The sequence below is a fragment of the Bordetella sp. MIP270_01_BMS genome (assembly GCF_054958705.1).
In genome coordinates, this window is sequence record NZ_CM143297.1 from 109,321 (window position 1) to 130,625 (window position 21,305).

Genomic DNA, 21,305 nt, shown 5'->3' on the forward strand with positions numbered 1-21,305 from the left:
TCCAGGGAGACGCTGATCATGGATATTCCCACCTCGCTTACCGCTCGTCCTGTTGTGGCGCATACACCCCTGGAAGGCCAGCTGGGCTTCCGGCATATGACCGGCCACGAGGGTGTGTCGCAGCTTTTCGAGTTCGGCGTCGAATTGGTGGCCGACAACTACAACGTCGACCTGGACGCCCTGCTGGGCAAGCCCCTGACACTGGAAATAGAGACCCAGGCCGGGCCGCGCTACCTGAACGGGCAGATCACACGCTGCGAGTTGATAGGCAGGGAAAATGCCACGTCGCGCTATTACATCTACAAGGCAACGGTGCGTCCGTGGTTGTGGTACCTGACGCAAACCTCGGACAGCAAGATTTTCCAGAACAAGAGCGTGCCCGATGTGATCCAGGAGGTGCTGGGCGAATACGGCTTTCCGTTTGAAACCGCGTTGAATGGCACCTATCGGAACTGGGAATACTGCGTGCAGTACCAGGAGACCGACTTCGCCTTCATCAGCCGGTTGATGGAGCATGAGGGCATCTACTATTACTTCAGGCACGGCAACGGGCAACACACCCTGGTGATGACGGACGATGCTTCCATGCACCAGCCCATGCCGGGCTATGGCGACATTCCGTACTATGGCCCCGACCGGCTGACCCGACCCAACCAAGAGTACGTGTCGGTGTGGGAGGTGTCATCGGAAATTGCGCCCGATGGGTACGCCACCACCGACTACGATTTCACCAAGCCGGCGGCCAGCCTGGAAGCGATTTCGCGCGCGCCGGGCGGGTCGCAAACAGGCAATCTGGAAATTTTTGAATGGCAAGGCGGCTATCAAGAGCCTGACCATGGCGAGCAGTATTCCCGAATCCGCCTGCAGGAATTGCAAAGCAAGCGCAAGCAGAACCGTGGAATGAGCAATGCCCGGGCGTTGGCGCCCGGATATACGTTCAATCTGAAGAATCACCCCCGCGCTGCCGAGAATAACGAGTACCTGGTGGTGGCCGCCAGCTATCGCATCGGCGTAGGCGGATATGCGACCGATACCGACGGCGGCTACCAGTACGAGGCTTCTTTCGTTTCAATCCCGTCGTCCCAGCAGTTTCGCGCGCCTCGCGTCACGCCCATCCCCCGCACGCACGGGCCGCAGACGGCGCGAGTGGTGGGGCCTGCGGGCGAAGAAATCTGGACGGACAGATACGGGCGCATCAAGGTGCAGTTTCACTGGGACCGCTATGGGCACAACAGCGAGAACAGTTCGTGCTGGGTACGCGTGTCGAGCCCGTGGGCGGGGGGCGGTTTTGGCGGACTGCAACTGCCACGAATCAACGATGAAGTGGTGATCGACTTCGTTGGAGGCTGGCCGGATCGCCCCATTGTGCTGGGACGTGTCTATAACGCGAACAACATGCCCCCCGTGGACCTGCCGGGCGGCGCCACGCGCAGCGGGTTTCGCAGCCAGTCGGTGCGTGGCGACCCGTCAATGTGCAACCTGATGCTGTTCGATGACACGCTGGGTTGCGAGTTGTTCGAAATGCGGGCCCAGCGGGATATGTGCGCGGACATCATCAATGATCACAGGCATCATGTGGGCAATAACCATTGCCAGGACGTAGGCCAGAACCAGGAAGTGCGGGTGGGCAACGACCATTGCCAGACAGTAGGCAACAACCATTGCCTGGAGGTTGGCAACAACCTGCAGACCATTATCGAGGCGATGGAAGAACGGCTGGTGAAAGCCGAGCAGAAAATCACCGTCAACAGTAACGCCATCCACAAGTACCAGAGCGATTTCAATCAGACGATTACCGGTATAGAAACCCGGGTGACGCAAGCCGAACAGAAGGTCACCGTCAACAGCACTGCGCTGCACGAATACAAATCCGACCTAGAAGAGGTGATCGAGGCGAACCGCAACGTGACCATCACCGCCAACGAGAACAAGACAGTGCTGGGCGATATCACCGAAGAAGCGAACGCCTATTTCAAGACGTTCAAATCCGCGGCGTTCGAGACTGTGTACGGTGTGAAGGGCACCGTCGTGGCGGGCGGCAACCTGGGGGTTTATCCGTTGAACGCTTTTGTCATAGGCGCAGGAACGACAATCGCCGGGGTTACGGTAGATTTTAAAGGCTATCAGAATTCATTCATCGCCAACGACGTCAAGGCGAAGGCGTCGAAAGTAGAAGCTGCTGCGACAGAAACCCTGCTCAAGGGCATGCAGCGGGAAATCGCGGGGACGAAAAGCGGCGTGACCATTCTGGCTCGCAGCGTGAAAACGGTGAAATCCAGCCAGACTGGCCTCAAGCAGCAGATGTCGGGGATGAAGAACCAGGTCAGCGGCCTGGATAACCGTGTTTCGACACTCGAGAGTCATGCCTGACGAGGCGGCACATGCGATGGGTTAAATACCTGTTTGCGCTGATTTTCATTCTGGGAACGGCAGGGTGTGGCTGGCTGCTTCATATGCGCGAGTTCGGCCATTTCGCCGTCGCCGCCGGCATGCTGCTGTTGTTCGCCGGGATATTCCTCTTTGCCGTTTTGCCGGTGCTGCGCGCCGACGCGCTGCTTCGCGAGTTGCGCAAGACTGGTGTCGCGCTGCAAGCCACCATCCTGGAGGTCAACGGAACGTCGAAGTACCTCAATGAGCTGCCTATCCTGAGAGTCAAGCTCAAGTACACGCATGGACAGAAAGAGGTGATCCGAGAAATCGAGCAGCCTATTCCGTTCGAACGCCTGTCCTTCATTCGCCCGGCTGCACACATCGGGGTCCTGGCGGATCCCGATAATGACCAGAAGCTGGTGCTGGACTGGTAGGCGAGGCCGCCATGAAAACCATCAAGCCCTTTCGGCTGACGACATTGCACCGGCCTTATTCCTGGCGCGGCAAGAACTTCCTGTCGGTCTGCGTCATCGCACTGGCCGACATGAAGGACCCTGCGGATCCGAAGCTGCTCTCCGACATCGAGCTGTGGCGCGAGGTATTGCCAGAGCTGGATTGCGACGGTGTCTTGGACCACGTGCTTCCCAAGGCGGTGCCCGAGTATCTGGTCGGAGGCTATGCGTATACCGCACACCAGGAAGACAAGCGCCAGGTCATGGTGCGGGCTGACGTCGCCGGCCTGCGCAAAGAGCTGCTGGTATTTGGAGACCGCTACTGGATCGGCAACAGGCCGACCGAGCCCGAGCCATTCGACAGCATGCCGCTTACCTGGGCCAGATCCTATGGCGGAAAAGACTATCCCGACAACCCTGGCGGACAGGGAATCGAGACGTCGCCGGAAACGCCAGGGAGATTGCCGCTGCCCAATGTCGAGAGCCCGGTGGATCGATATCAGTATGGACGTCGCGGGAATCAGCCCTATGGGTTCGGACCGGTGAACATGCTGTTTCCCCGCCGATTCCGCCACCTGGGCACCTATTCCGATCAATGGCAGCGAGAGGAGTACCCCGGGTTTTTCCCGGACATGAACCCGCTGATGTTCAACGCGGCCGAGCCCGACCAGAGGTGGGATGCCCGCACGGAACTGCCTTTGGGCGCGGCGTTCTCATTCTGGAACATGCATCCGGCCCACCCCTGCTGGCAGGGCACGCTGCCTCGTTGGCAGGCCAGGGCATTCATCCGGCCCGCAGCGCCGGGTGACGATCTGCAAGAGGTGGAGATGCGCGCGACGACGGCGTGGTTCGTGCCTCATCTGGAGCGCCTGGTGCTGATCTTTCACGGCAATATCGAAGTACGGGAAGACGACGCGAGCGACGTGGCCAGTCTGATGTCGGCGCTGGAAGCGAACGATCAGGTGCGCGACATTGCACATTATCGGCAGACGATGCAGGTGCGCGAAGACCCCGAGAAAGGGGCGTCACACGTGCTGTGCGACGATACGCTGATCACCGCCGGCATTCTGGGACCTATCAACCTGGACCTGGAAGCGGTCTACCAGACGCCCACATGGATCAAATCGCAGAACTACAAGAACAAGCTGATCGCCGAACAGCGCCAGGTCATTGCCGATGCGGGGCAGAATCCAGACGACTATCTGCCTGAAGAGTACGGACCTCATCGCAAGTACGGCGCCCGGGATCTTACCGTGCTGGCCGAAGAGACGGCGCGCCTGGAAGAGGAGGCTCGGGAAGTCAAACAGCGCATGGAGGAGGATCAGTCTCGCCTGAAAGCCGACTATGAAGCGCGGGGGATACCCGTGTCCCACGATGGCCTCGTATCGGTGGCGGGACCGCCGAAGGCGTTGTACGCGCTGCTTGACGACCCGGGGCGGATGCGCGATGTGGTGGACCTGAAGACCGGTGAGGTTGACTTCGGCCGTATTCCCGGTGTGGCGGACGACCCGGAGCTCTCTGGGGCGGCGGGGAAAACCCATGCCCTGCCGAACTACGCAGCATTCCGCGCCCGGCATCCGGAGATGAAAAAGACCATGGACTGGATGGACGATGCAGCGTTCCGCCGCAAGCTGCTGTCCTTGCGGCCCTTGGTGCACCAGGGATACTTGTTGTCGGCCCACGATCAGGACACGCCGGACCGGCTGAGCCCCGAGCAGAACCGGCCGGTGAGGGCCAATGTGGACGAGTTGTGCCGCACGCGGGCGACGCTGGACGGGCTGGATCTGACCGGCGCCGATTTATCGGGCATGATCTTCCATGGCATCGATTGCCGGCGCGCCTTGCTGGAGCACAGCAACCTGGCTGGCTGCCGCTTCATCGACTGCGACCTGACGGATGCCGTGATGGCTCGGGCCGATCTCGCCGGCGCCGTGTTTTCGGGCTGCAATCTGGAGGGCGCCAGCCTATCGGCCCTGACGGCGCAAGGTGTCTCGTTCGAGAGCTGCCGTTTCAAGCACAACATCGTGGAAGACGCGGTGTTCGTCATGTGCAAGTTCGAGCATGTGACGATCGACTCATGGATGCCCAGCAAGATCCGATTCGAACAATGCCAGTTTGCGGGGTCCGAGTTCAGCATGAGTATCCTGGACCAGATGGGCATGACTGCCTGCCGGCTGGACGATGTGACACTGACCAAGGTGTCGTTTCAGAAAGCGGATATTGAAAGGACCGTGTTCGACCAGTGCCGGCTGGATGGCTGTTCCTTCTTTATTTCGCAGCTGGCGTACGTGTTTTTTCATGAGAGCCACATCAGCAACAGCGCATTCATGCACCAGACGCAATTGCGGGAATGCTCGTTTGAAGCTTCGCGGCTCAAGCAATGCAATTTCCGGGAGACACCCATGACGTCCGTCGGTTTCGAGAACGCCCGCATGGAAGTCTGCGACTTTTCCCTGGCCGACATGCGGTACGCCAATCTGCGCAATTGCTGCACGAATGGGTCTATGTATATCCGCGCCAGGCTGAACTTCGCCGACCTCCGGAATGCGAACTGCATCGGCAGCGACTTCAAGGCGGCCGATCTCAGGCATGCAAACCTGGCGCACGCGAATGTCTTTCGGGCCAATTTTTCGCTGACCCGTCTGGATCACACGACGCTGATGGATGGTGCATACACCAGAGAGGCCAACACTTATCCCAAGCGCAAGAGTGCATGATGACGATGAAGCGCGATGAACTGCTGGAGAACGCCCGCTACGCGATGGCGGTTTCGGACGAGTCTTTCGCGGGCCTGAACCTGCGCGACGCCGATCTTTCTGCGACGACTTTCGATAATGTCGATTTTTCGGGGTGCGACTTCGGCCATGCCGACCTTGCCGAGGCCAGCTTCATCCATTGCCGCTTCGAGGGGGCGTCATTTGAGGCCACGACACTCAAGAGCGCCATTTTCAACGAGTGCGATGCGACCCGCTGTGAGTTCGGCAATGCCGACCTGAGCCTCTCGATATGGCAGGCCAGCGATCTTTCCGCCAGCCGAATCGAAGGCTGCGACCTGACGCACGCAGCCATCAAGGACTCGGTGCTCGACCAGGCCTGCTTTGCGAATATCAGGAATGATCATGGCGTGTTCCACGAGTGCCGTCTGTCGAAGGCCGTGTTCAGGAACACGAACTTCTCACAGCTGATCTTCTTCAGGGACGATCTGGCGTCGTGCCTTTTTGAAGACGTGCAATTCGAAAAAACGGTGTTCCTGGAATCCGGGATGCAGGAACTGGCTTTTCCGGGCGTGGCATTCGTGATGTGCCAGTTCATCGACTCGGGCCTCGCGTCAATCGACCTGACAGGCTGCGATCTGACGCAGAGCAGTTTCAAAGGCTGTGACCTCACGGGAGCCAGCCTGTCATCGGCGCACGGCACTGGAGTATTGTTTCCGGAGGCCACGCTCGACCGGGCCGTGCTCGACAATGCCCGCCTGGAAAGTTCGCTGTGGGTCGAGTGTCGGGCCGCAGGCGCCGACTTTTCCGGAGCGGTGCTCAAGCAGGCTGTCTTTCACCGGGCCGGACTGACCGATGCCCGGTTCGACGGCTGCGACCTGGAGTATGCCGATTTTGCATACGCGGACGTTCGAGGCGCCACGTTCGGACGCGCCGGTTTCAGTCGAACGAAGTTTCATCGGGCGCGGACCGATCCGAACCAGTTGCCCCGGCACGGCGGCATCCTGGTGTCGGACTCCGCACTGTATGAGGCTGAAGCCTGGACCTTGCGGGCGGGTGGGCAAATTTGACGTAGCGATCAATACGGAGCGACAGCCATGTTCAGCAATACGCAAATGATGGGTTTGGATCTGGGTTTTCCGGATGTCTGCCTGACGCCGCCGGCGCTGCTGCCGGTTCCGTATCCCGACCTTGCGCTGAGCCCTACGGCAATACCGGTGTGCTTCAACATCCTGCACTGCTTCGCGCCGGTGCACAACCTGTTCACGATTACGCCCATTACCAATGGCGACAATCCGGGCATTGCCACTGGGGTGGTATCGCATCTTGTGATGGGACCATCGTCGCCACGCACGGGGGCGTTCACCTGCCTGAATCGATGCGCGCCGACCACGCGGCTCACCTCGATCAACACGCAGAACGGCTTCAATACCCTGGGCATGCGGGTGGTGCCTAGCCAGCCGAAAATCCTGATCCTGGCCGCATGAGGTGGGCCGTCATCGGCTCGCCAAGCCCATTTTCATCCTTGCATTGCTTTGCAGCGGTCTGGCACGGCTCATTGCGCCGCCCTTCAAGGGAGAAAAAAGCACAAGGAATCGTCGTTGCTCGTTCTGGATGAACCCTGGCCGCCACGCTCGCCGGCGGCGATCCCTTGGCATCAATATGATAGACGGTAGGCTCGTCCGACAAGTAGTCCTCCAAACCCATCATGAACGCCTGATGGTCGCGGCTTTGCTCGAACCCGGGCGTGTGATCTTCTAAGGATTCCCAGCGCACGATTAGCGTAAATTGCCGGGGGGTCTCGATTCCTTGCGCCAGGACGTGGCCTTCGTAACCCTTCGCACGGCGAAGCAAGGGAGCGACTTCGGAAAAGGCGCGTGCGAACATCGCAACGCGCTCTTTCTGGACGGGGAATAACGCGATTTCATAAATCATGGCGTTCCTTGATGGAGTCGAATCAGGCGGGTTCGCTGCCCTGGAATACGACCACGACGCGAATGCGGACCAGGCCGATCCCCGTAGCGCGCCGCCGAGTCTTGCAGCTCGACGCGCGCACGGAGTCTGCCGCGGAAGGGGAGTGGCCCTGAGCCTTACGGCTCAATATGCTGGTAGTGCGAACCGTCGCTGACGGCGGCCGCGAGTTCGGCCCTGACTTGTTCACGGCTTGCGCTGGGCTCGCTTTGCGCGGGATAGTTCTGTGGGAATACGTCGGCGACACGCACGGCGCTTTCGCCGATCACCACGTCGCCCATGCGGATGGACTCTGCAAGCTCTTCCCGGACCTCCGCGCGGCTCAAGCTCGAGGCGGGCGTCTGGTCGGGGTACAGATGGGGAAACTGCTGGCGCCAGGTCAAGCCGCTTTGACTGGTAGCGACGTCGCCGTTGTGTACGGCTTCGGCCAGATCGGCCCTGACCTGGGCGCGTGTCGGCTCAGCCATCGGGGTAGCCGTGGCCTGGCCTGCGAACAGCGCGGTTAAAGAGAGGGCGAGGGCGTTGGCGTGCATGTGTGTCATGGTGTGCATCCTTGGGTTCAATGGTTGGATCGATGATCGATAGTTGGGTCGAAGACCGCTTCGGGTGGCGCATTCGCGCCGCGGCTCTGGCTGACAAGCCAGATGGAGCCGATGATGTGAGTGGGGCCGGAAAGCAGGGCGAAATGCTCAATGCCTGGACTTGCAGGTTCCGGCAGACTTCTTCACTCGATAAGGGGAAAGCGCCGGCGATGAAGGGAATGGACGATCGTGTGCATCATGATCTTCCCTTGCGCCGGAGCGATGATCAAACAGCCGGATTGGCGGGTAGCGCCGAGGGATCCACGGCCACCGCAATCTTCCCGAACAGTCCGTTGTTCGGGGTTTCCAGTCGGGCATGGGCTTCGGCGATGTCGACCAGTGGATAGACGGCCCCGACATGCGGTCGCAGCTGGCCGCGCGCCACCAGCGCACTCAGTTCATCCAGCTTGCCGCGATTCTGTCGGGTGAAGACGAAATGGAAGCTGGCGTTCTTGCCCCAGGCCTGCAGGACGTTCTGCGGGTGGGCGGTGTCCACGATCGTGACGACACGGCCCAATTGCGCGAGTGCCTCGGGGCTTTTCGACAAGGTATCGCCACCGATGGTGTCGAACACGACGTCGACCCCGCGTCCATCCGTTTCCCGATTGACGACGGCGACATAATCGTCTGTCTGATAGTCGATGAGAACGTCTGCACCCAGGTTCCGTATGAAATCGAACTGCGCCTCCCGGGCGGTGGTGAAGACCCTCGCGCCCATGGCTTTCGCCAACTGGATCGCGACGTGCCCGACTCCGCCCGCGCCTCCGTGTATGAGAATGCTTTCTCCCACGCGCAGCCCGGCGCGGACGACCAGCGCCTCCCACGCCGTGCCGCCCACCAGCGTCAGGCATGCCGCCTCGAGGTGGCTGAGCGACGGCGGCTTCATGCCGACGATGCTCTCGGCAGCCACGTGGTACTCGGCATAACTGCCGGGCCCGTCGAAGATCTGCGGCGTGTACCAGACTTCGTCTCCTGGCGAAAAGAGTGTCACGCCCGGTCCCACTGCTTCGATAACGCCCGAGACGTCGTGTCCGGTAATGGCGGGCAGCGGTACGTAATCGGCGTAATCGCCGCGCCGAACCTGGTAGTCCAGGGGGTTGATGGAAGTGGCGTGGACCCGAACCAGCACCTGTCCCGCGCGCGGAACAGGCTTGGGCACTTCGCAAATCGCAAACGACGCTGGGCCGCCGAACGAGTTGAGTAGAGCTGCTTTCATTGTGTTCTCCAGATTGGGCCGATGGACATCGGATATACGGGACTTGCGGCGGCGCCAGGCCAGCAAGCATGCCCACGGCCCCCTTTGGTCGCCCCTGCAGGGCGGCTACTTCAGAATGGCGGTGAAGCTGATTTCCACCAGTTGCTCGCGGAAGGCCAGGCGTGGTGCGACCGCGATGGTGCTCGCGCAAGCGGGCTTGGGCGTACCGTATGCGGCCTTGCGCACCGCGCCGGCCACCGCGAAGGCTGCGTCCATGTCCGTGACGTACACCACTTCATCGACCACATCGGCCAGGGTGGCGCCGAACTGGGACAGGATCCTGGCAGCGTTGGCATAGGTGGTGCGCATCTGCAGCTCCATGTTGGCGCTGTCGGTGATGTTGCCTGCCGCGTCGACAGGCGCGGGGCCCACCAGGTTGCCTTCGCTATCGTGGCTCAGCTGGCCGGACACATATATGGTGTTGCCGACCTGAACGGCTTGGGGATACCCATACGCGTCTTCCCAGGGCGCGCCCAGGTAGCCCAGCTTTCTTTCAACAGGGGTGGACATGGTCGATTTTCCTTGGTGCAGGCACTGAAATGAGCTTGCGCTCGAAACCTGGCGGGGCGTCTTCTGTCTCAGACGCCTGGCCCGTGTCGCGTTGCGTGGATTCACGCAGGCGTCGCCACGCCTGGGGAGTGATGCCGATGTGGCGGCGAAAGGTACGGATGAAGTGTGATTGGTCGCAGAATCCGTGGCCGACCGCGATGGCGGTCAAGGTGGCGTCTGTCGTCAACATGCGCTGGCATGCGGATCGAATTCGGCGGCTGGAGACGTAGGCAAGGGGCGTCATGCCGAACGTGTTCTTGCAGACGTGGCTGAAGTGGCTCACGCTCAGATCGAGTGCGGCCGCAAGTTCGGCGGTGCGGATGGGGCGGTCCAGATGGGCGTCGATGTAGTCCTGCAGGCGCCTGACCTGCCAACCGGCCAGCCGGCACGAGCCGCGTCTTGACAATGCCTGTTCATGTTGCAGCAGCGCCCATGCGCGGCCAATGTGCAAGCGTGCGGTGTGCAGGTCAGTGGACAGGCAGGCCAGCGCGCTGCCGAGCAGCGTCCGCAGATTGTCTTCGTGATCGACCTCGTGTCCCGTCGTCAATACGACTGGATCCTGTATGACCCGCATGATGGCGCCCCCTCAGGCTACGGCAGCTGTGAACGTTGTTGTTGCTGCTCATAGTAGGGGGCGCGAAGGTCGGGCGTTAGACTGCTCCGGGGGGGAAGTCGCCCCCTAAAAAGAGGGGGGTTATACGGTAATCAATCCGCGCTGAATGCCCAGGGTGACCGCGTGGGTCCGATTCTGCGCGCCCATTTTTTCCATGATGCTCTTCAGGTAGCCCTTGATCGTTTCTTCGGAAATCGCCAGTTCAGCCGCGATCTGCCGATTCGGCTTGCCCATGGCGACACGGCGCAAAACCTCCAGTTCCCGGGGGGTAAGGGGCTCCTGGCTCAGGTGCGCAGCCAGTTCATTGGCGACCTCGGCCGGTATATACCGCCGGCCGGCCGCCATGGCGCGGATGGCATCCAGCAGTTCTTTGCGCAGCGTGCTCTTGAGCAGGTAGCCGACGGCTCCCGCCTTGATGGCCTTCAGGGCCCGCACATCGCCGCGGTAGGTGGTCAGGACGGCGATGCGCGCGAGAGGGTCTTCAGCCCGAATGGCCCGTATCGCTTCGACCCCGTCCATGCACGGCATCTGCAGATCCATCAGCGTCAGATCCGGCCGCAATGCCCGATATTGCTGCACGGCTTCACGCCCATTGGTTGCTTCGCCTACCATGGAGATATCCGATTGTGTTTCGAGCACCGCGCAGATGCCTTCGCGCAGCAGAGGATGGTCGTCCACGATCAGGACGCGAATGGGGGTGGGCGGCGGTTGCATTATGGGGTTCCTAGTCCGATGCGTGACCGGATCCATCCGATCAGGTAGGAGCGGCGTATCCGATAGGCCGTCGAGGCGGGTACCGTCAGTTCGATGATCGTGCCGCCACGCGTGCCCGGTGCGGCGGTCAGTCTGCCGCCCACGTGCTGGGCGCGTTCGAACATGCCGTGCAGGCCCCAGTGGCCGGGACGCGTGTTGGGAGGCAGGTGCAGGGGGTCGATGCCGGAACCGTCGTCGGCCACCCGCAATTGGAAGGACTGGCGCGTATAAGTCAGCCGTGCTTCGACATTCAGGGCGTTGGCATGCTGAAAGGCGTTCAGGACGGCCTCGCGCGCGATGCGGAAACTTTCCTCGGCCACAATTGGGTGCAGAGGGCGCGGTGTCCCCCGGCTGCAAATCGTGAACGCCGTTGCCCCATTGGCCTGGAGTTCGTCGGCGAGCGCAATCAGCGCGGCGTTGAGGTTGATGGCTGGCGTATTCACATCGCGCAACTCGTTCAGGCGCTCGCGTGCTTCGATCAGTACCAGGTCTGCACGGTCGAGGGCGTTCGATATCTTGCCGCGGGTGGGGTGCTCGGGCGGCAGCGATTCGGTGGCCGCCTGCAGATTCAGCATGAGTCCGTGCACCCCTTGCAGCAGGGTGTCATGGAGTTCGCGTGCGATACGCTCGCGCTCGGCATGGCGTTCTTCGAGCCGTGCCCTCAGTTTTTCGGCCGAACGCCGCATCTTGAACCGATGGAGCGCCCACAGGCTGGCGGCCGCGGTAAAGCCGCAGAGCAGCAAAAACAGGGGTGTGCGGTAGAAAACCGGCGGCACGCTGAAGTGCAGTACTGCCTCGTCGGCACTCAACTGGCCGTTCGGGTTCGTGGCGCGCAGCCGGAAACGGTAGTCGCCGGCGTCCAAGTTGGTGTAGACGGCCGTGCGTGCGGCCCCGACCTGCTGCCAGTCCGCGTCGACACCTTCGAGTTGATAGTGGAAATGCAGGCCGGGGTGGCCGGATAGGTTCAGCGCGGAATACGCAATCTCTATTCGTTCGGGTTGCGAATCCAGCCGAGCGGGCTTCAGCGGCGGAAACTGCTGGCCATCGACGGTGAAAGCGTCGATTACCGGCCTGGCGCTGATATGGGTGTGGTAGAAATGCGCAGGGTCGATCGAGATGACGCCCGCTGCGGTGCTGAACCATAGGCGCCCGTCGGTGCCCCGCACGGCGGTGGGTATGGGCAGCACCTGGTGCGGGTCGTTGGCGAGCCCACCCATGAGATCATGGCTGCGGTAGCTGACGAGATGCCCCGGGTCTCTCACCGCGCGCTGCAGTTCGGCGGCCGCCAGCTGGAAGATGCCGCCCTTGCTGTGCAGCCACAGGTCGTACGCGTTGCCCCCGTCCTGCGGGCTGCTGGGCGTTGCGATGATGGCGTAGATATTGTCGAACAGCCCGTTGTCCGGAAGCGGAAGGCTGTGGAATCGTTTGCCATCGAACCAGGCCAGGCCGCGCTGGCCGCCGATCCAGGTCCGGTCGGCCTGGTGCAGCATCGCGGTGACGTGGCCGACCTGCAATCCATCGCTTTTGTCCCATCGTGTGCCTGCGTCGCGGTCTCTGTTGCGCTCGTAAGTGATGATGAGATTGTCGCGGTAGCCGAACCACAGCCGGCCCGTCCGGTCAGTGCTGGCGCTGACCGGCATGCGTTGGGCGGGGTTGGCGTTTGGGGGCGGGAGCTTGAGCCACTGGCCGTTGCGCAAGCGGTAGAGCCCGGCGCGGTTGATCGAGATCCAGGGCTGCCCCGATTGATCGAGAGTCATGGCGCGCACCGCCGAATCCGGTTCTCCGGGGGTGGGGAAAGGAGCCATCAGTTCGACGTTGTCGTTGCGCACGCGCCAAACGCCGTTGCTGCCCGCCAGCCAGGTCGCGCCGTCCGTTGTGGTGACGGCGCTCTGGATCGGCGGCGGAACGGCGAGCTGGGTCAGCGACGCCCCGTCGAGCCGCAAGAGCGGCAGGTTGCTCGTGCCCGCGAAGATGCTGCCGTTGGCGCCGGGAGCCAGCGCAAAATTCAAGGCGTGCGGCGGAAAGTCGGCCAGTATGGCAGCCCGGTGGCGCAGGCGATCCAGCCCCGCGCTGGTGCCTATCCAGATGTTGCCCTCGGAGTCTTCAAGCAACGAACGGACGACGTCGCTGCTCAGGCCATCGCGCAATGAAAAATCCTGAGTGGCATCCAGCCGCGGAAGCTGCCATGGCGCATTGCCCGGTGGTGCAGGCGCATGGCGTATCCCGGCGGCGCTGGTCCCGATCCAGATGCCGCCATTGCGGTCGAACAGCAGGGTATTGGCGCCCTCGATGACGTTGAGGGCCTCGACCGCCAGATGGTCGTGCTGGACGATACGCTTGAGCGTTCCGCCATATCGCTCGGCCAGCCAGAGGGCGCCATCGGGCGACTGGGTAATCTGATTGACCCGATCTACCGCGATGCCGGTGTCGATGAAGGCCTTGCTCCCGGATGGAAGATAGAACAGACGTTCTTCATTGCTGGCCCATAGTGTGCCTGCCCGGTCGACGAATACGGCGTGCGCGTGCTGCCCGGGAAAATTCCAGTCGGCGCCGACACGCTGCCATGTCTGGCCGTCGAATCGCGCCAGTCCGTCGTTGGCGGCGGCCCAGATGGCGCCCCGAGGGTCCTGGGTGATGCCGTAGACGACGCCGCGCGGTAGCCGATAGCTGGGGGGATAGCGTTTGATACCGGTCTCGGTGATGAAGCTGAGGCCGCCCGTTCGCAGGCCGACCCAAAGCCCCCCGTCCACGGCCTTCAGCGCGGAGACGATTCCGAGCGTCTCGCCTTCGGGCGTTTCATAGCGCCGGAACGCCTCTCCATCGAAGCGATACAGGGAATCGTTCGTACCCAGCCAGAGGTGCCCGTCTCGCGTCTGCGCCATCGCGCCTATCTGGCTTGGCGCGCTGTCGGCGTTGGTCCAGCGCCGGTGCTCGAAGCTGTGCAGGCGCGATTCCGATGCCTGCGGCGCGGCGCAGCAAAGCAACAGCACCATAGTGACGACGCGAGCCGCATACGCCACCAGGGGGTCCAGGGGGCGTGACCGGGCTCGCTTGCACGAACAAAGCGAAATGGGGCTCGAAGCGCTCATCAGGCGGGGATCGAGAACAGATCGAGGTTGAGGCCTTGCTCCGGCGCTCCGGACCGGCTGCACCGGGGGCGTCCTGCCGCCCGAGCCGGCCGCGCAGGCTGCCAGCGAGATGGATGCGGCGAGAGTATACAAAGCCGATCGCCCGGTCTGGGGGGCGGCCTAGGGGTCTGGCAATTCACGCGAAGGCACGAATGTTCCATAAATGTTGAATTGTCCAATTAATGCGTCGCGGTACGAAAGACACTGGCCGTGCCAAAGGCGCTCACGCAGTAGAAACCGCCATACGGCCCAACCAGTTCTATAGGCGATCCAAAATGACCAACCCCAAGCTCGAAGTCCTGACCCCCGATAATTCCCAGCTCATCTTCATTGATCAGCAGCCGCAAATGGCGTTCGGCGTGCAAAGCATCGATCGGCAGACATTGAAGAACAACACGGTGGGCCTGGCAAAGGCGGCCAAGATCTTCAACATTCCCACCATCATCACGACTGTCGAAACAGAGAGCTTTTCTGGCTACACGTATCCGGAGCTGCTGTCTGTTTTTCCGGAGGCGCCGATCCTGGAACGCACTTCGATGAATTCCTGGGACGACCAGAAAGTACGCGACGCCCTGAAGAAGAACGGCCGCAAGAAGGTCGTGGTGTCCGGCCTGTGGACCGAGGTCTGCAACAACACTTTTGCCCTGAGCGCCATGCTGGAAGGCGACTACGAGATCTACATGGTAGCCGACGCGTCGGGAGGAACCAGCCAGGCCGCCCATGATTATTCCATGATGCGCATGGTACAGGCTGGCGTCGTGCCGGTCACCTGGCAGCAAGTGGCGCTTGAATGGCAGCGCGATTGGAAAAACCGCGACACCTACGACGCGCTGATGGCCCTGGTCAGGGAGCATTCGGGCGCGTACGGCATGGGCGTGGACTACGCGTACACCATGGTGCACAAGGCACCGCAGCGCGGCAACCATGGGCCGACCCTGGCTCCGGAACACGCGACACGATAACCAGCGGGGGCGGCGCGATGAAACTCTATTTGTTTTCCCTGGGTGCGGGCCTGCTTGTGGGCGTGATCTATAGCCTGATCAGCGTGCGTTCTCCTGCGCCGCCCCTGGTGGCCCTCATTGGACTGCTCGGCATTCTGGTGGGCGAGCAGATTGTGCCGGTGGGCAAGCGGCTGATGGCCGGCACGGCGTTCACGACGGCCTGCGCGGAGACCCAGGCGACCGACCACGTGCTTGGCCAGCTGCCGGGCCGGACGCCCACCCGCAAGGAAGTGATTTGACGAGCCGCCGCAGCGTACTGGGCGTGGCCACCAAGCTCGCATCCGCCGCCGCCCTCAGTGGTTTGTCCGGCGGCGCAAACCTGGCAGGTGCAACGCTTAAAGGAGATACCCCCGTGGCTGACGTTCACCCAGACATCATTTTCTACAACGGCCGGATCACTACCCTGGATCGAGGCAATCCCGCCGCGACCGCCGTGGCCGTCGCGGACGGGAAATTTGTAGCCGTGGGCAGTGACAGCGAGATTCTGGCCCTGCGCAGACCCCGCACCCGCTTGGTCGACTTGCTGCGCCGAGAGGTACTGCCGGGCCTGTACGACAACCATACGCACGTTGTGCGCGGCGGGCTGAATTACAACCTGGAGCTGCGCTGGGACGGTGTCCGCACGCTGGCCGATGCCATGGACATGCTGCGGCGCCAGGTGGCGATTACGCCGGCGCCGCAATGGGTGCGCGTGGTGGGCGGCTTCACCGAACATCAGTTTATCGAGAAGCGCCTGCCCACGATTGACGAGATCAACGCGATTGCGCCGGATACGCCGGTATTTCTGTTGCATCTCTACGATCGCGCGCTGCTGAACGGCGCCGCCCTGCGTGCGGTCGGCTATACCAGAGACACCCCGAATCCTCCGGGGGGCGAACTCATTCGCGATGGCAGCGGCAATCCCACGGGGCTGCTACTGGCCAAGCCGAACGCCATGATTCTGTACGCCACGCTGGCCAAGGGGCCGAAGCTTCCCTTTGAATACCAGGTCAATTCGACGCGCCACTTCATGCGCGAACTGAACCGGCTGGGCGTGACGGGCGTGATAGATGCGGGCGGCGGCTTCCAGAACTATCCGGACGACTATGCCGTCATCCAGAAACTGGCCGATGAAGATCAGATGACCATACGTCTGGCCTATAACCTGTTTACGCAAAAGCCCAAGGAAGAGAAAGACGACTTTCTCAAGTGGACGAGCAGCGTCAAGTACAAGCAGGGCACGGATTACTTTCGGCATAACGGCGCCGGAGAGATGCTGGTGTTTTCGGCGGCCGATTTCGAAGATTTCCGCCAGCCGCGGCCCGACCTGCCCGCGGAGATGGAAGGCGAGCTGGAAGAAGTGGTGCGCGTGCTGGCCCAGAACAACTGGCCCTGGCGGCTGCATGCCACCTATGACGAAACCATATCGCGCGCCCTGGACGTATTCGAGAAGGTGAACCGGGACATACCGCTGCGCGGTATCAATTGGTTCTTCGATCATGCCGAGACCATCTCCGACAAGTCCATCGACCGAATCGCCGAGCTGGGAGGCGGGATCGCCGTGCAGCATCGGATGGCCTACCAGGGCGAATATTTTGTGGAGCGCTACGGGGCGAAAGCCGCCGAAGCGACCCCGCCGGTGGCGAAAATACTCGACAAGGGCGTGAAAGTCTCCGCCGGCACCGACGCGACCCGTGTAGCCTCATATAACCCTTGGGTATCGCTGTCGTGGATGGTCACTGGCAAGACGGTGGGAGGCTTGCGTCTGTACCCGGCCCGCAACCTGCTTGACCGCGAGACGGCGCTCAGGATGTGGACAGAGAACGTGGCGTGGTTCTCGAACGAGGAAGGCAAACGAGGGCGTATTCAGGTAGGCCAGTTCGCCGACTTCATTGTGCCGAGCAAGAGCTATTTTGACGTGCCCGAAGATGAGATCTCCTTCCTGACCTCGCATCTGACTGTAGTCGGGGGACGTGTCGTCTACGCCGACGATCAATTCGCACCGCTCGACGACCGGCCCATACCGCCGGCCATGCCAGACTGGTCGCCCACGCGGCTGTTCAAGGGCTATGGCGCCTGGGGCGATCCGGAGGGTGCGGGAAGGAACTCCCTGCAGGCAGCGCGCTACCACGCCATGGCAGCCTGCGGCTGCGCCGCGGCTTGCGGTCTGCACGGGCACGACCATGCCCGGGCGTGGGCCTCGAACGCGCCCACCTCTGACCTGCAGGGCTTCTTCGGCGCGCTGGGTTGCGCGTGCTGGGCGGTGTAGCGGCATGGGCACTTTCAACACCCTGCAGCAAACCCAGACCGGACCCCTGAAGAACGGGTTGGGCGGCCGTGCTGTCCGCATGGTTGCCTATCTGGGTTTGTGCGCTGCATACCTGCAAGGGGGGATCGTCAAGCTGATGGATTTCCCTGGCGCAGTCGCTGAAATGACGCACTTCGGGCTGGCGCCGGCATCGCTTTACGCTGTGCTGGTCATCGTGCTCGAATTGGGGGCGTCGGCGATGGTGCTGACCGGGCGGCTGCGATGGCTGGGGGCCATCGCGCTGGCGGGCTTTACGCTGCTGGCGACGTTCATCGCCCTGCGCTATTGGGAAATGCCCGCCGGGCAGGCCCGGTGGATGGCCGCCAATGCGTTCTATGAGCACCTGGGCCTGGTCGGCGGCTTCCTGCTCGTGGCCTGGCTGGATCTGCACGAGAGGCGTCCATGACCGAACCAATGTCCCGGCCGGCACAGGCCCGGGCGAATGGCTTTGCTCCCTTGAAGCAAAGCCTTTTCGCCGTGTTGTGGGTGGCCACGATCGTCGGCAACACCGGAAGCTTTATCCGGGATGTGGCCAGTGCCTGGCTGATGACGGACCTGTCCACCTCGCCCGTGGCTGTATCGATGGTGCAGGCGGCGGCGACGCTGCCTGTTTTCCTGCTGGCGATTCCCGCAGGGGTGCTTTCCGACATTCTGGATCGTCGCAAGTTGCTGATCGGCATTCAGTTGCTGCTGGCCGGTGTCAGCGTGTGCCTGGTGCTGCTGTCAGTGTTCAACATGCATACGGTGGCTTCCCTGGTGGCGCTGACGTTCCTGGGCGGCATAGGAGCCGCGCTGATGGGGCCCACCTGGCAGGCCATCGTGCCCGAATTGGTCGACCGCAAGCAACTGAAGGATGCCGTCGCGCTGAATTCGCTGGGCGTGAACATTGCCCGCGCGGTGGGACCGGCGCTGGGCGGCTTTCTGCTGGCGACACTGGGGGCGGCGCTGACATACGGCGTGGACGTGATCACCTACGTGTTCGTGATTGCCGCCCTGGTCTGGTGGCGCAGGCCGCAGGCCGAGCCGGATCCGCTTTCCGAGCGGTTTCCGGGCGCCTTCCGCGCCGGCCTGCGCTATGCGCGTTCGAGCCGCGAACTGCACGTCGTGCTGCTGCGCGCCTTCCTGTTTTTCGCCATGGCGAGCGCGGTTTGGGCACTGCTTCCCCTGGTGACCCGCCAGCTGCTGGACGGCGGCGCCAATTTCTACGGCATGCTGCTGGGGGCGGTGGGCCTCGGCGCCGTAGGCGGAGCGGTGATCCTGCCGCGGTTGCGCAACCGGCTGAGCGCGGATGGGCTGTTGCTGATGTCCGCCCTGGTGACGGCCGTCGTCATGGGAGGCCTGGCCTTTGCTCCTCCGAAGGCCCTGGCCGTGGCCATGTTGCTGGTATTGGGCGCCGCATGGATCACTGCGCTGACGACCCTGAACGGCGTGGCGCAGGCCATCTTGCCGAACTGGGTGCGAGGCCGTTCACTGGCGGTTTACCTGACCGTGTTCAATGGCGCCATGACCGCAGGCAGTCTCAGCTGGGGCGCGGTGGCGACGGCGATCGGCGTGCCGTTCACCCTGCTGACCAGCGCGGTTGCGCTGGTGCTGGTCGGCCTGTTCGCGCACCGTGTCAAGTTGCCTGCTGGCGAAGACGATCTCGTCCCGTCTAATCATTGGCCCGAGCCCTTGACGGCCACGCCTGTGGAATCGGACCGGGGTCCCGTGCTGATCCAGATCGAGTACAGAGTGCGCGTCGAGGACAGGCCTGCCTTTCTGCGCGCGCTGACCAGGTTGTCCGGCGAACGCAGGCGTGATGGGGCCTATGCCTGGGGCGTGGCGGAAGATTCCGCCGACGCCAGCGTGATGCTGGAATGGTTCCAGGTAGAGTCGTGGGCCGAGCATCTGCGCCAGCACAGGCGAGTTTCAAAGGCCGACGCTGACATCCAGCAAGAGGTGTTGCAGTTTCATCAGGGCGAGCAGCGGCCGCTGGTGAGGCATTACCTCGCGTGCTCGCCAGTGTGAGCCCGGCATGCGGCGCGGCTTACTTTTCGGGCCCGTCGCGCCGTTGCGGCTTTATATTGCCCACGATGCCGCGCTGTCGTGCCCAGATGATGGCGGCGCTGCGTCGGTGCACGTCGAGCTTGCTGTACAACGACGCCACGTGGTTGCGCACGGTATGGTGTGAAAGTTTGAGCTTTTGCGCGATGTCGGCATCGCTCAGGCCATTGCACATCAGTTCGAGAACCTCGCGTTCGCGTCCCGTCAGGTCGGCCAGCTCGGCGTGGTTCCTGGACTGTATGTCGGGTTGACGGATCTGCGCCAGCTTTTCAATGACGGTCTGACTGAACCAAGAGGCGTCGGTCATGACGGCTTCAATGGCCGCCATCAGCTCCGCTTCGTTGCGCTTGCGTTCTGTGATGTCCTGCAGAACGGCCAGTATGCAACGCTGCCCCTGGATGGTGACGGGCTCGGCGGAGAGCAGGCAGTCGAGCACGCTGCCGTCGTGGGCGCGCAGTCGAATTTCATGATTGCGCAGCCCGTTGTCCTGCAGGATGCGCGCCAGTGCCGCGTCATAGGCTTCGCGTGGCACGCACAGCCTGCTCAAGGTGCCGGTATGCTGGGCCAGATCGTCGATCGTGAAGCCCAGGGCCGTCACGAACGCGTCGTTCACTTCCAGCACCTCGCCCTCGGGCGTGCTCAGCAACATGGGAGCGGGGGCCAGCCGGAACGCCTTGGAAAACCGTTCCTCACTATGGCGCAGGGCGTCTTCCGCCTGCTGGCGCGACTGCAGGTCGATGAAGGTGAACAGCATGCAGGGGTGCAGGTCGTCGCCAATTTCTATGGGCTGACCCGCCACGACCACGCGATTGCTGCTGCCGTCGGGCAGAGACACCTGCGATTCCATTTGGGGGATGGTGCGGCCTTCTTTGAGCCTCTGGCGGGTTTCCGCGGTGCGACCCGCATCGCCCAGGATGTCCAGTTCGCGCAAGGACTTGCCCAGCACGTCCTGGCGGCGATAGCCGGTCATTTGCAGAAATCCCGGGTTGACCTTCACGAAGCGCATGTCGATCAGCGAACAGATTATCGCCGGGGCAGGGTTGGCGTTGAAGGTACGCTCGAAGCGCTCTTCGGCGGCGTATCGCTGGGTGATGTCCAGCAGTATGAGCACCATGCCCTGCGGCTGCCCGTCCGCACCTGACAGTACCAGGCTGCGGACCTGATGAACGCGCCGGAACTCCGGGTCGTCCCTGCTGCTGACTTCGACTTCCAGCTCCTGGAACGTTTCGCCTGCGAGGGCGCGATCCATGGGACACTGCCGGGCGGCCAGCCTGCGCCGATCGAGATCGCGCAACGTATAACGCTTGCGGTAGCCTGCCGCGGTGCCGCCCAAGTCGGCCAGTTTTGCCGCGCCGTGCATGGACAAGGCGGTGTCGTTGGCCCACGCGATGTGGCGGTCGGTATCAAGCAGGATGATGCCTTCCACCAGGCCCTTGACGATGTCCAGCAGCAGCCGACGCTCTGGGGTGAAGACGGTAGCCTGTGGTTTCATGCGCCTCCGCGAATCCGCGCGTGCGAAACGCCGCGCCGGGACCGCAGAGTCGAAAGTACTAGAAAATCCACCCGCGGTGCGCGCTTCGTGGCGATG

General features: G+C 62.5%; 18 protein-coding genes. 10 read left to right on the forward strand and 8 right to left on the reverse strand.

Going from position 1 to position 21,305, the window contains the following annotated elements:
- Positions 1-18: 18 nt before the first annotated feature.
- Genes ACV17W_RS00570 through ACV17W_RS00590 form a run of 5 tightly spaced genes read left to right on the forward strand, consistent with a single transcriptional unit; the run spans position 19 to position 7,023 of the window.
- The gene (locus ACV17W_RS00570) at positions 19-2,370 is read left to right on the forward strand and encodes a type VI secretion system Vgr family protein (protein WP_462594525.1); all 2,352 of its coding nucleotides are present in this window, start codon (positions 19-21) and stop codon (positions 2,368-2,370) included.
- 11 nt (positions 2,371-2,381) lie between these two features.
- A complete protein-coding gene (locus tag ACV17W_RS00575; RefSeq protein WP_462594526.1) occupies positions 2,382-2,804 on the forward strand; it encodes a hypothetical protein in 423 nt (140 codons plus the stop codon).
- Between the two features lie 11 nt (positions 2,805-2,815).
- Positions 2,816-5,539 carry a DUF2169 family type VI secretion system accessory protein gene (locus tag ACV17W_RS00580; RefSeq protein ID WP_462594527.1) on the forward strand — a complete coding sequence of 908 codons (2,724 nt, stop codon included), beginning with the start codon at positions 2,816-2,818 and terminating at the stop codon, positions 5,537-5,539.
- Positions 5,536-6,606, forward strand: a complete 1,071-nt coding sequence (locus ACV17W_RS00585; protein ID WP_462594528.1) for a pentapeptide repeat-containing protein — start codon at positions 5,536-5,538, stop codon at positions 6,604-6,606. The genes ACV17W_RS00580 and ACV17W_RS00585 overlap by 4 nt, the downstream gene beginning before the upstream one ends.
- Positions 6,607-6,633: 27 nt before the next feature.
- Positions 6,634-7,023 (forward strand): DUF4150 domain-containing protein, encoded by a 390-nt coding sequence (locus ACV17W_RS00590; RefSeq protein ID WP_462594529.1) that lies wholly within the window; start codon positions 6,634-6,636, stop codon positions 7,021-7,023.
- Here ACV17W_RS00590 and ACV17W_RS00595 read toward each other — a convergent pair.
- The 7 genes from ACV17W_RS00595 to ACV17W_RS00625 form a co-directional block, all read right to left on the reverse strand.
- The gene (locus tag ACV17W_RS00595; protein WP_462594530.1) at positions 6,989-7,471 is read right to left on the reverse strand and encodes an antibiotic biosynthesis monooxygenase family protein; all 483 of its coding nucleotides are present in this window, start codon (positions 7,469-7,471) and stop codon (positions 6,989-6,991) included. The two genes, ACV17W_RS00590 and ACV17W_RS00595, sit on opposite strands and share 35 nt — an antisense overlap.
- Before the next feature lie 155 nt (positions 7,472-7,626).
- Positions 7,627-8,049: a DUF4148 domain-containing protein gene (locus tag ACV17W_RS00600; RefSeq protein WP_462594531.1), complete on the reverse strand. Its 423-nt coding sequence runs from the start codon at positions 8,047-8,049 to the stop codon at positions 7,627-7,629.
- A gap of 265 nt (positions 8,050-8,314) precedes the next feature.
- Positions 8,315-9,304: a zinc-dependent alcohol dehydrogenase family protein gene (locus ACV17W_RS00605; protein ID WP_462594532.1), complete on the reverse strand. Its 990-nt coding sequence runs from the start codon at positions 9,302-9,304 to the stop codon at positions 8,315-8,317.
- Positions 9,305-9,409: 105 nt separating this feature from the next.
- Complete coding sequence (locus tag ACV17W_RS00610) at positions 9,410-9,853, reverse strand: RidA family protein (RefSeq protein ID WP_462594533.1); 444 nt, start codon at positions 9,851-9,853, stop codon at positions 9,410-9,412.
- Entirely contained in the window at positions 9,837-10,439 is a 603-nt protein-coding gene (locus ACV17W_RS00615; protein WP_462594534.1) for a helix-turn-helix domain-containing protein, read from the reverse strand. Before ACV17W_RS00615 ends, ACV17W_RS00610 begins: the two co-directional genes overlap by 17 nt.
- 147 nt (positions 10,440-10,586) lie before the next feature.
- Positions 10,587-11,219: a response regulator gene (locus ACV17W_RS00620; protein ID WP_462594535.1), complete on the reverse strand. Its 633-nt coding sequence runs from the start codon at positions 11,217-11,219 to the stop codon at positions 10,587-10,589.
- Positions 11,219-14,347: a sensor histidine kinase gene (locus tag ACV17W_RS00625; RefSeq protein ID WP_462594536.1), complete on the reverse strand. Its 3,129-nt coding sequence runs from the start codon at positions 14,345-14,347 to the stop codon at positions 11,219-11,221. Before ACV17W_RS00625 ends, ACV17W_RS00620 begins: the two co-directional genes overlap by 1 nt.
- 314 nt (positions 14,348-14,661) lie before the next feature.
- Here ACV17W_RS00625 and ACV17W_RS00630 point away from each other — a divergent pair, with 314 nt between their 5' ends.
- From ACV17W_RS00630 to ACV17W_RS00650, 5 genes are all read left to right on the forward strand, one after another.
- The gene (locus tag ACV17W_RS00630) at positions 14,662-15,348 is read left to right on the forward strand and encodes a hydrolase (RefSeq protein ID WP_462594537.1); all 687 of its coding nucleotides are present in this window, start codon (positions 14,662-14,664) and stop codon (positions 15,346-15,348) included.
- Between the two features lie 17 nt (positions 15,349-15,365).
- Positions 15,366-15,626: a XapX domain-containing protein gene (locus ACV17W_RS00635; RefSeq protein WP_462594538.1), complete on the forward strand. Its 261-nt coding sequence runs from the start codon at positions 15,366-15,368 to the stop codon at positions 15,624-15,626.
- 113 nt (positions 15,627-15,739) lie between these two features.
- Entirely contained in the window at positions 15,740-17,635 is a 1,896-nt protein-coding gene (locus tag ACV17W_RS00640; RefSeq protein ID WP_462594539.1) for an amidohydrolase, read from the forward strand.
- Between the two features lie 79 nt (positions 17,636-17,714).
- A complete protein-coding gene (locus ACV17W_RS00645) occupies positions 17,715-18,080 on the forward strand; it encodes a DoxX family protein (protein ID WP_462596415.1) in 366 nt (121 codons plus the stop codon).
- Positions 18,077-19,681 carry an MFS transporter gene (locus ACV17W_RS00650; protein ID WP_462594540.1) on the forward strand — a complete coding sequence of 535 codons (1,605 nt, stop codon included), beginning with the start codon at positions 18,077-18,079 and terminating at the stop codon, positions 19,679-19,681. The genes ACV17W_RS00645 and ACV17W_RS00650 overlap by 4 nt, the downstream gene beginning before the upstream one ends.
- A 19-nt stretch (positions 19,682-19,700) precedes the next feature.
- Here ACV17W_RS00650 and ACV17W_RS00655 read toward each other — a convergent pair whose 3' ends face one another.
- Positions 19,701-21,209, reverse strand: a complete 1,509-nt coding sequence (locus tag ACV17W_RS00655) for a PAS domain S-box protein (RefSeq protein ID WP_462594541.1) — start codon at positions 21,207-21,209, stop codon at positions 19,701-19,703.
- Between the last annotated feature and the right edge of the window lie 96 nt (positions 21,210-21,305).

Coding starts and splice junctions, on each gene's coding strand:
- ACV17W_RS00650 (WP_462594540.1), top strand. CDS start 18,077: ATGACCGAACCAATGTCCCGGCCGGCACAGGCCCGGGCGAATGGCTTT.
- ACV17W_RS00610 (WP_462594533.1), bottom strand. CDS start 9,853: ATGTCCACCCCTGTTGAAAGAAAGCTGGGCTACCTGGGCGCGCCCTGG.
- ACV17W_RS00655 (WP_462594541.1), bottom strand. CDS start 21,209: ATGAAACCACAGGCTACCGTCTTCACCCCAGAGCGTCGGCTGCTGCTG.
- ACV17W_RS00575 (WP_462594526.1), top strand. CDS start 2,382: ATGCGATGGGTTAAATACCTGTTTGCGCTGATTTTCATTCTGGGAACG.
- ACV17W_RS00570 (WP_462594525.1), top strand. CDS start 19: ATGGATATTCCCACCTCGCTTACCGCTCGTCCTGTTGTGGCGCATACA.
- ACV17W_RS00630 (WP_462594537.1), top strand. CDS start 14,662: ATGACCAACCCCAAGCTCGAAGTCCTGACCCCCGATAATTCCCAGCTC.
- ACV17W_RS00635 (WP_462594538.1), top strand. CDS start 15,366: ATGAAACTCTATTTGTTTTCCCTGGGTGCGGGCCTGCTTGTGGGCGTG.
- ACV17W_RS00620 (WP_462594535.1), bottom strand. CDS start 11,219: ATGCAACCGCCGCCCACCCCCATTCGCGTCCTGATCGTGGACGACCAT.
- ACV17W_RS00625 (WP_462594536.1), bottom strand. CDS start 14,347: ATGAGCGCTTCGAGCCCCATTTCGCTTTGTTCGTGCAAGCGAGCCCGG.
- ACV17W_RS00600 (WP_462594531.1), bottom strand. CDS start 8,049: ATGACACACATGCACGCCAACGCCCTCGCCCTCTCTTTAACCGCGCTG.
- ACV17W_RS00645 (WP_462596415.1), top strand. CDS start 17,715: ATGGTTGCCTATCTGGGTTTGTGCGCTGCATACCTGCAAGGGGGGATC.
- ACV17W_RS00595 (WP_462594530.1), bottom strand. CDS start 7,471: ATGATTTATGAAATCGCGTTATTCCCCGTCCAGAAAGAGCGCGTTGCG.
- ACV17W_RS00605 (WP_462594532.1), bottom strand. CDS start 9,304: ATGAAAGCAGCTCTACTCAACTCGTTCGGCGGCCCAGCGTCGTTTGCG.
- ACV17W_RS00580 (WP_462594527.1), top strand. CDS start 2,816: ATGAAAACCATCAAGCCCTTTCGGCTGACGACATTGCACCGGCCTTAT.
- ACV17W_RS00590 (WP_462594529.1), top strand. CDS start 6,634: ATGTTCAGCAATACGCAAATGATGGGTTTGGATCTGGGTTTTCCGGAT.
- ACV17W_RS00585 (WP_462594528.1), top strand. CDS start 5,536: ATGATGACGATGAAGCGCGATGAACTGCTGGAGAACGCCCGCTACGCG.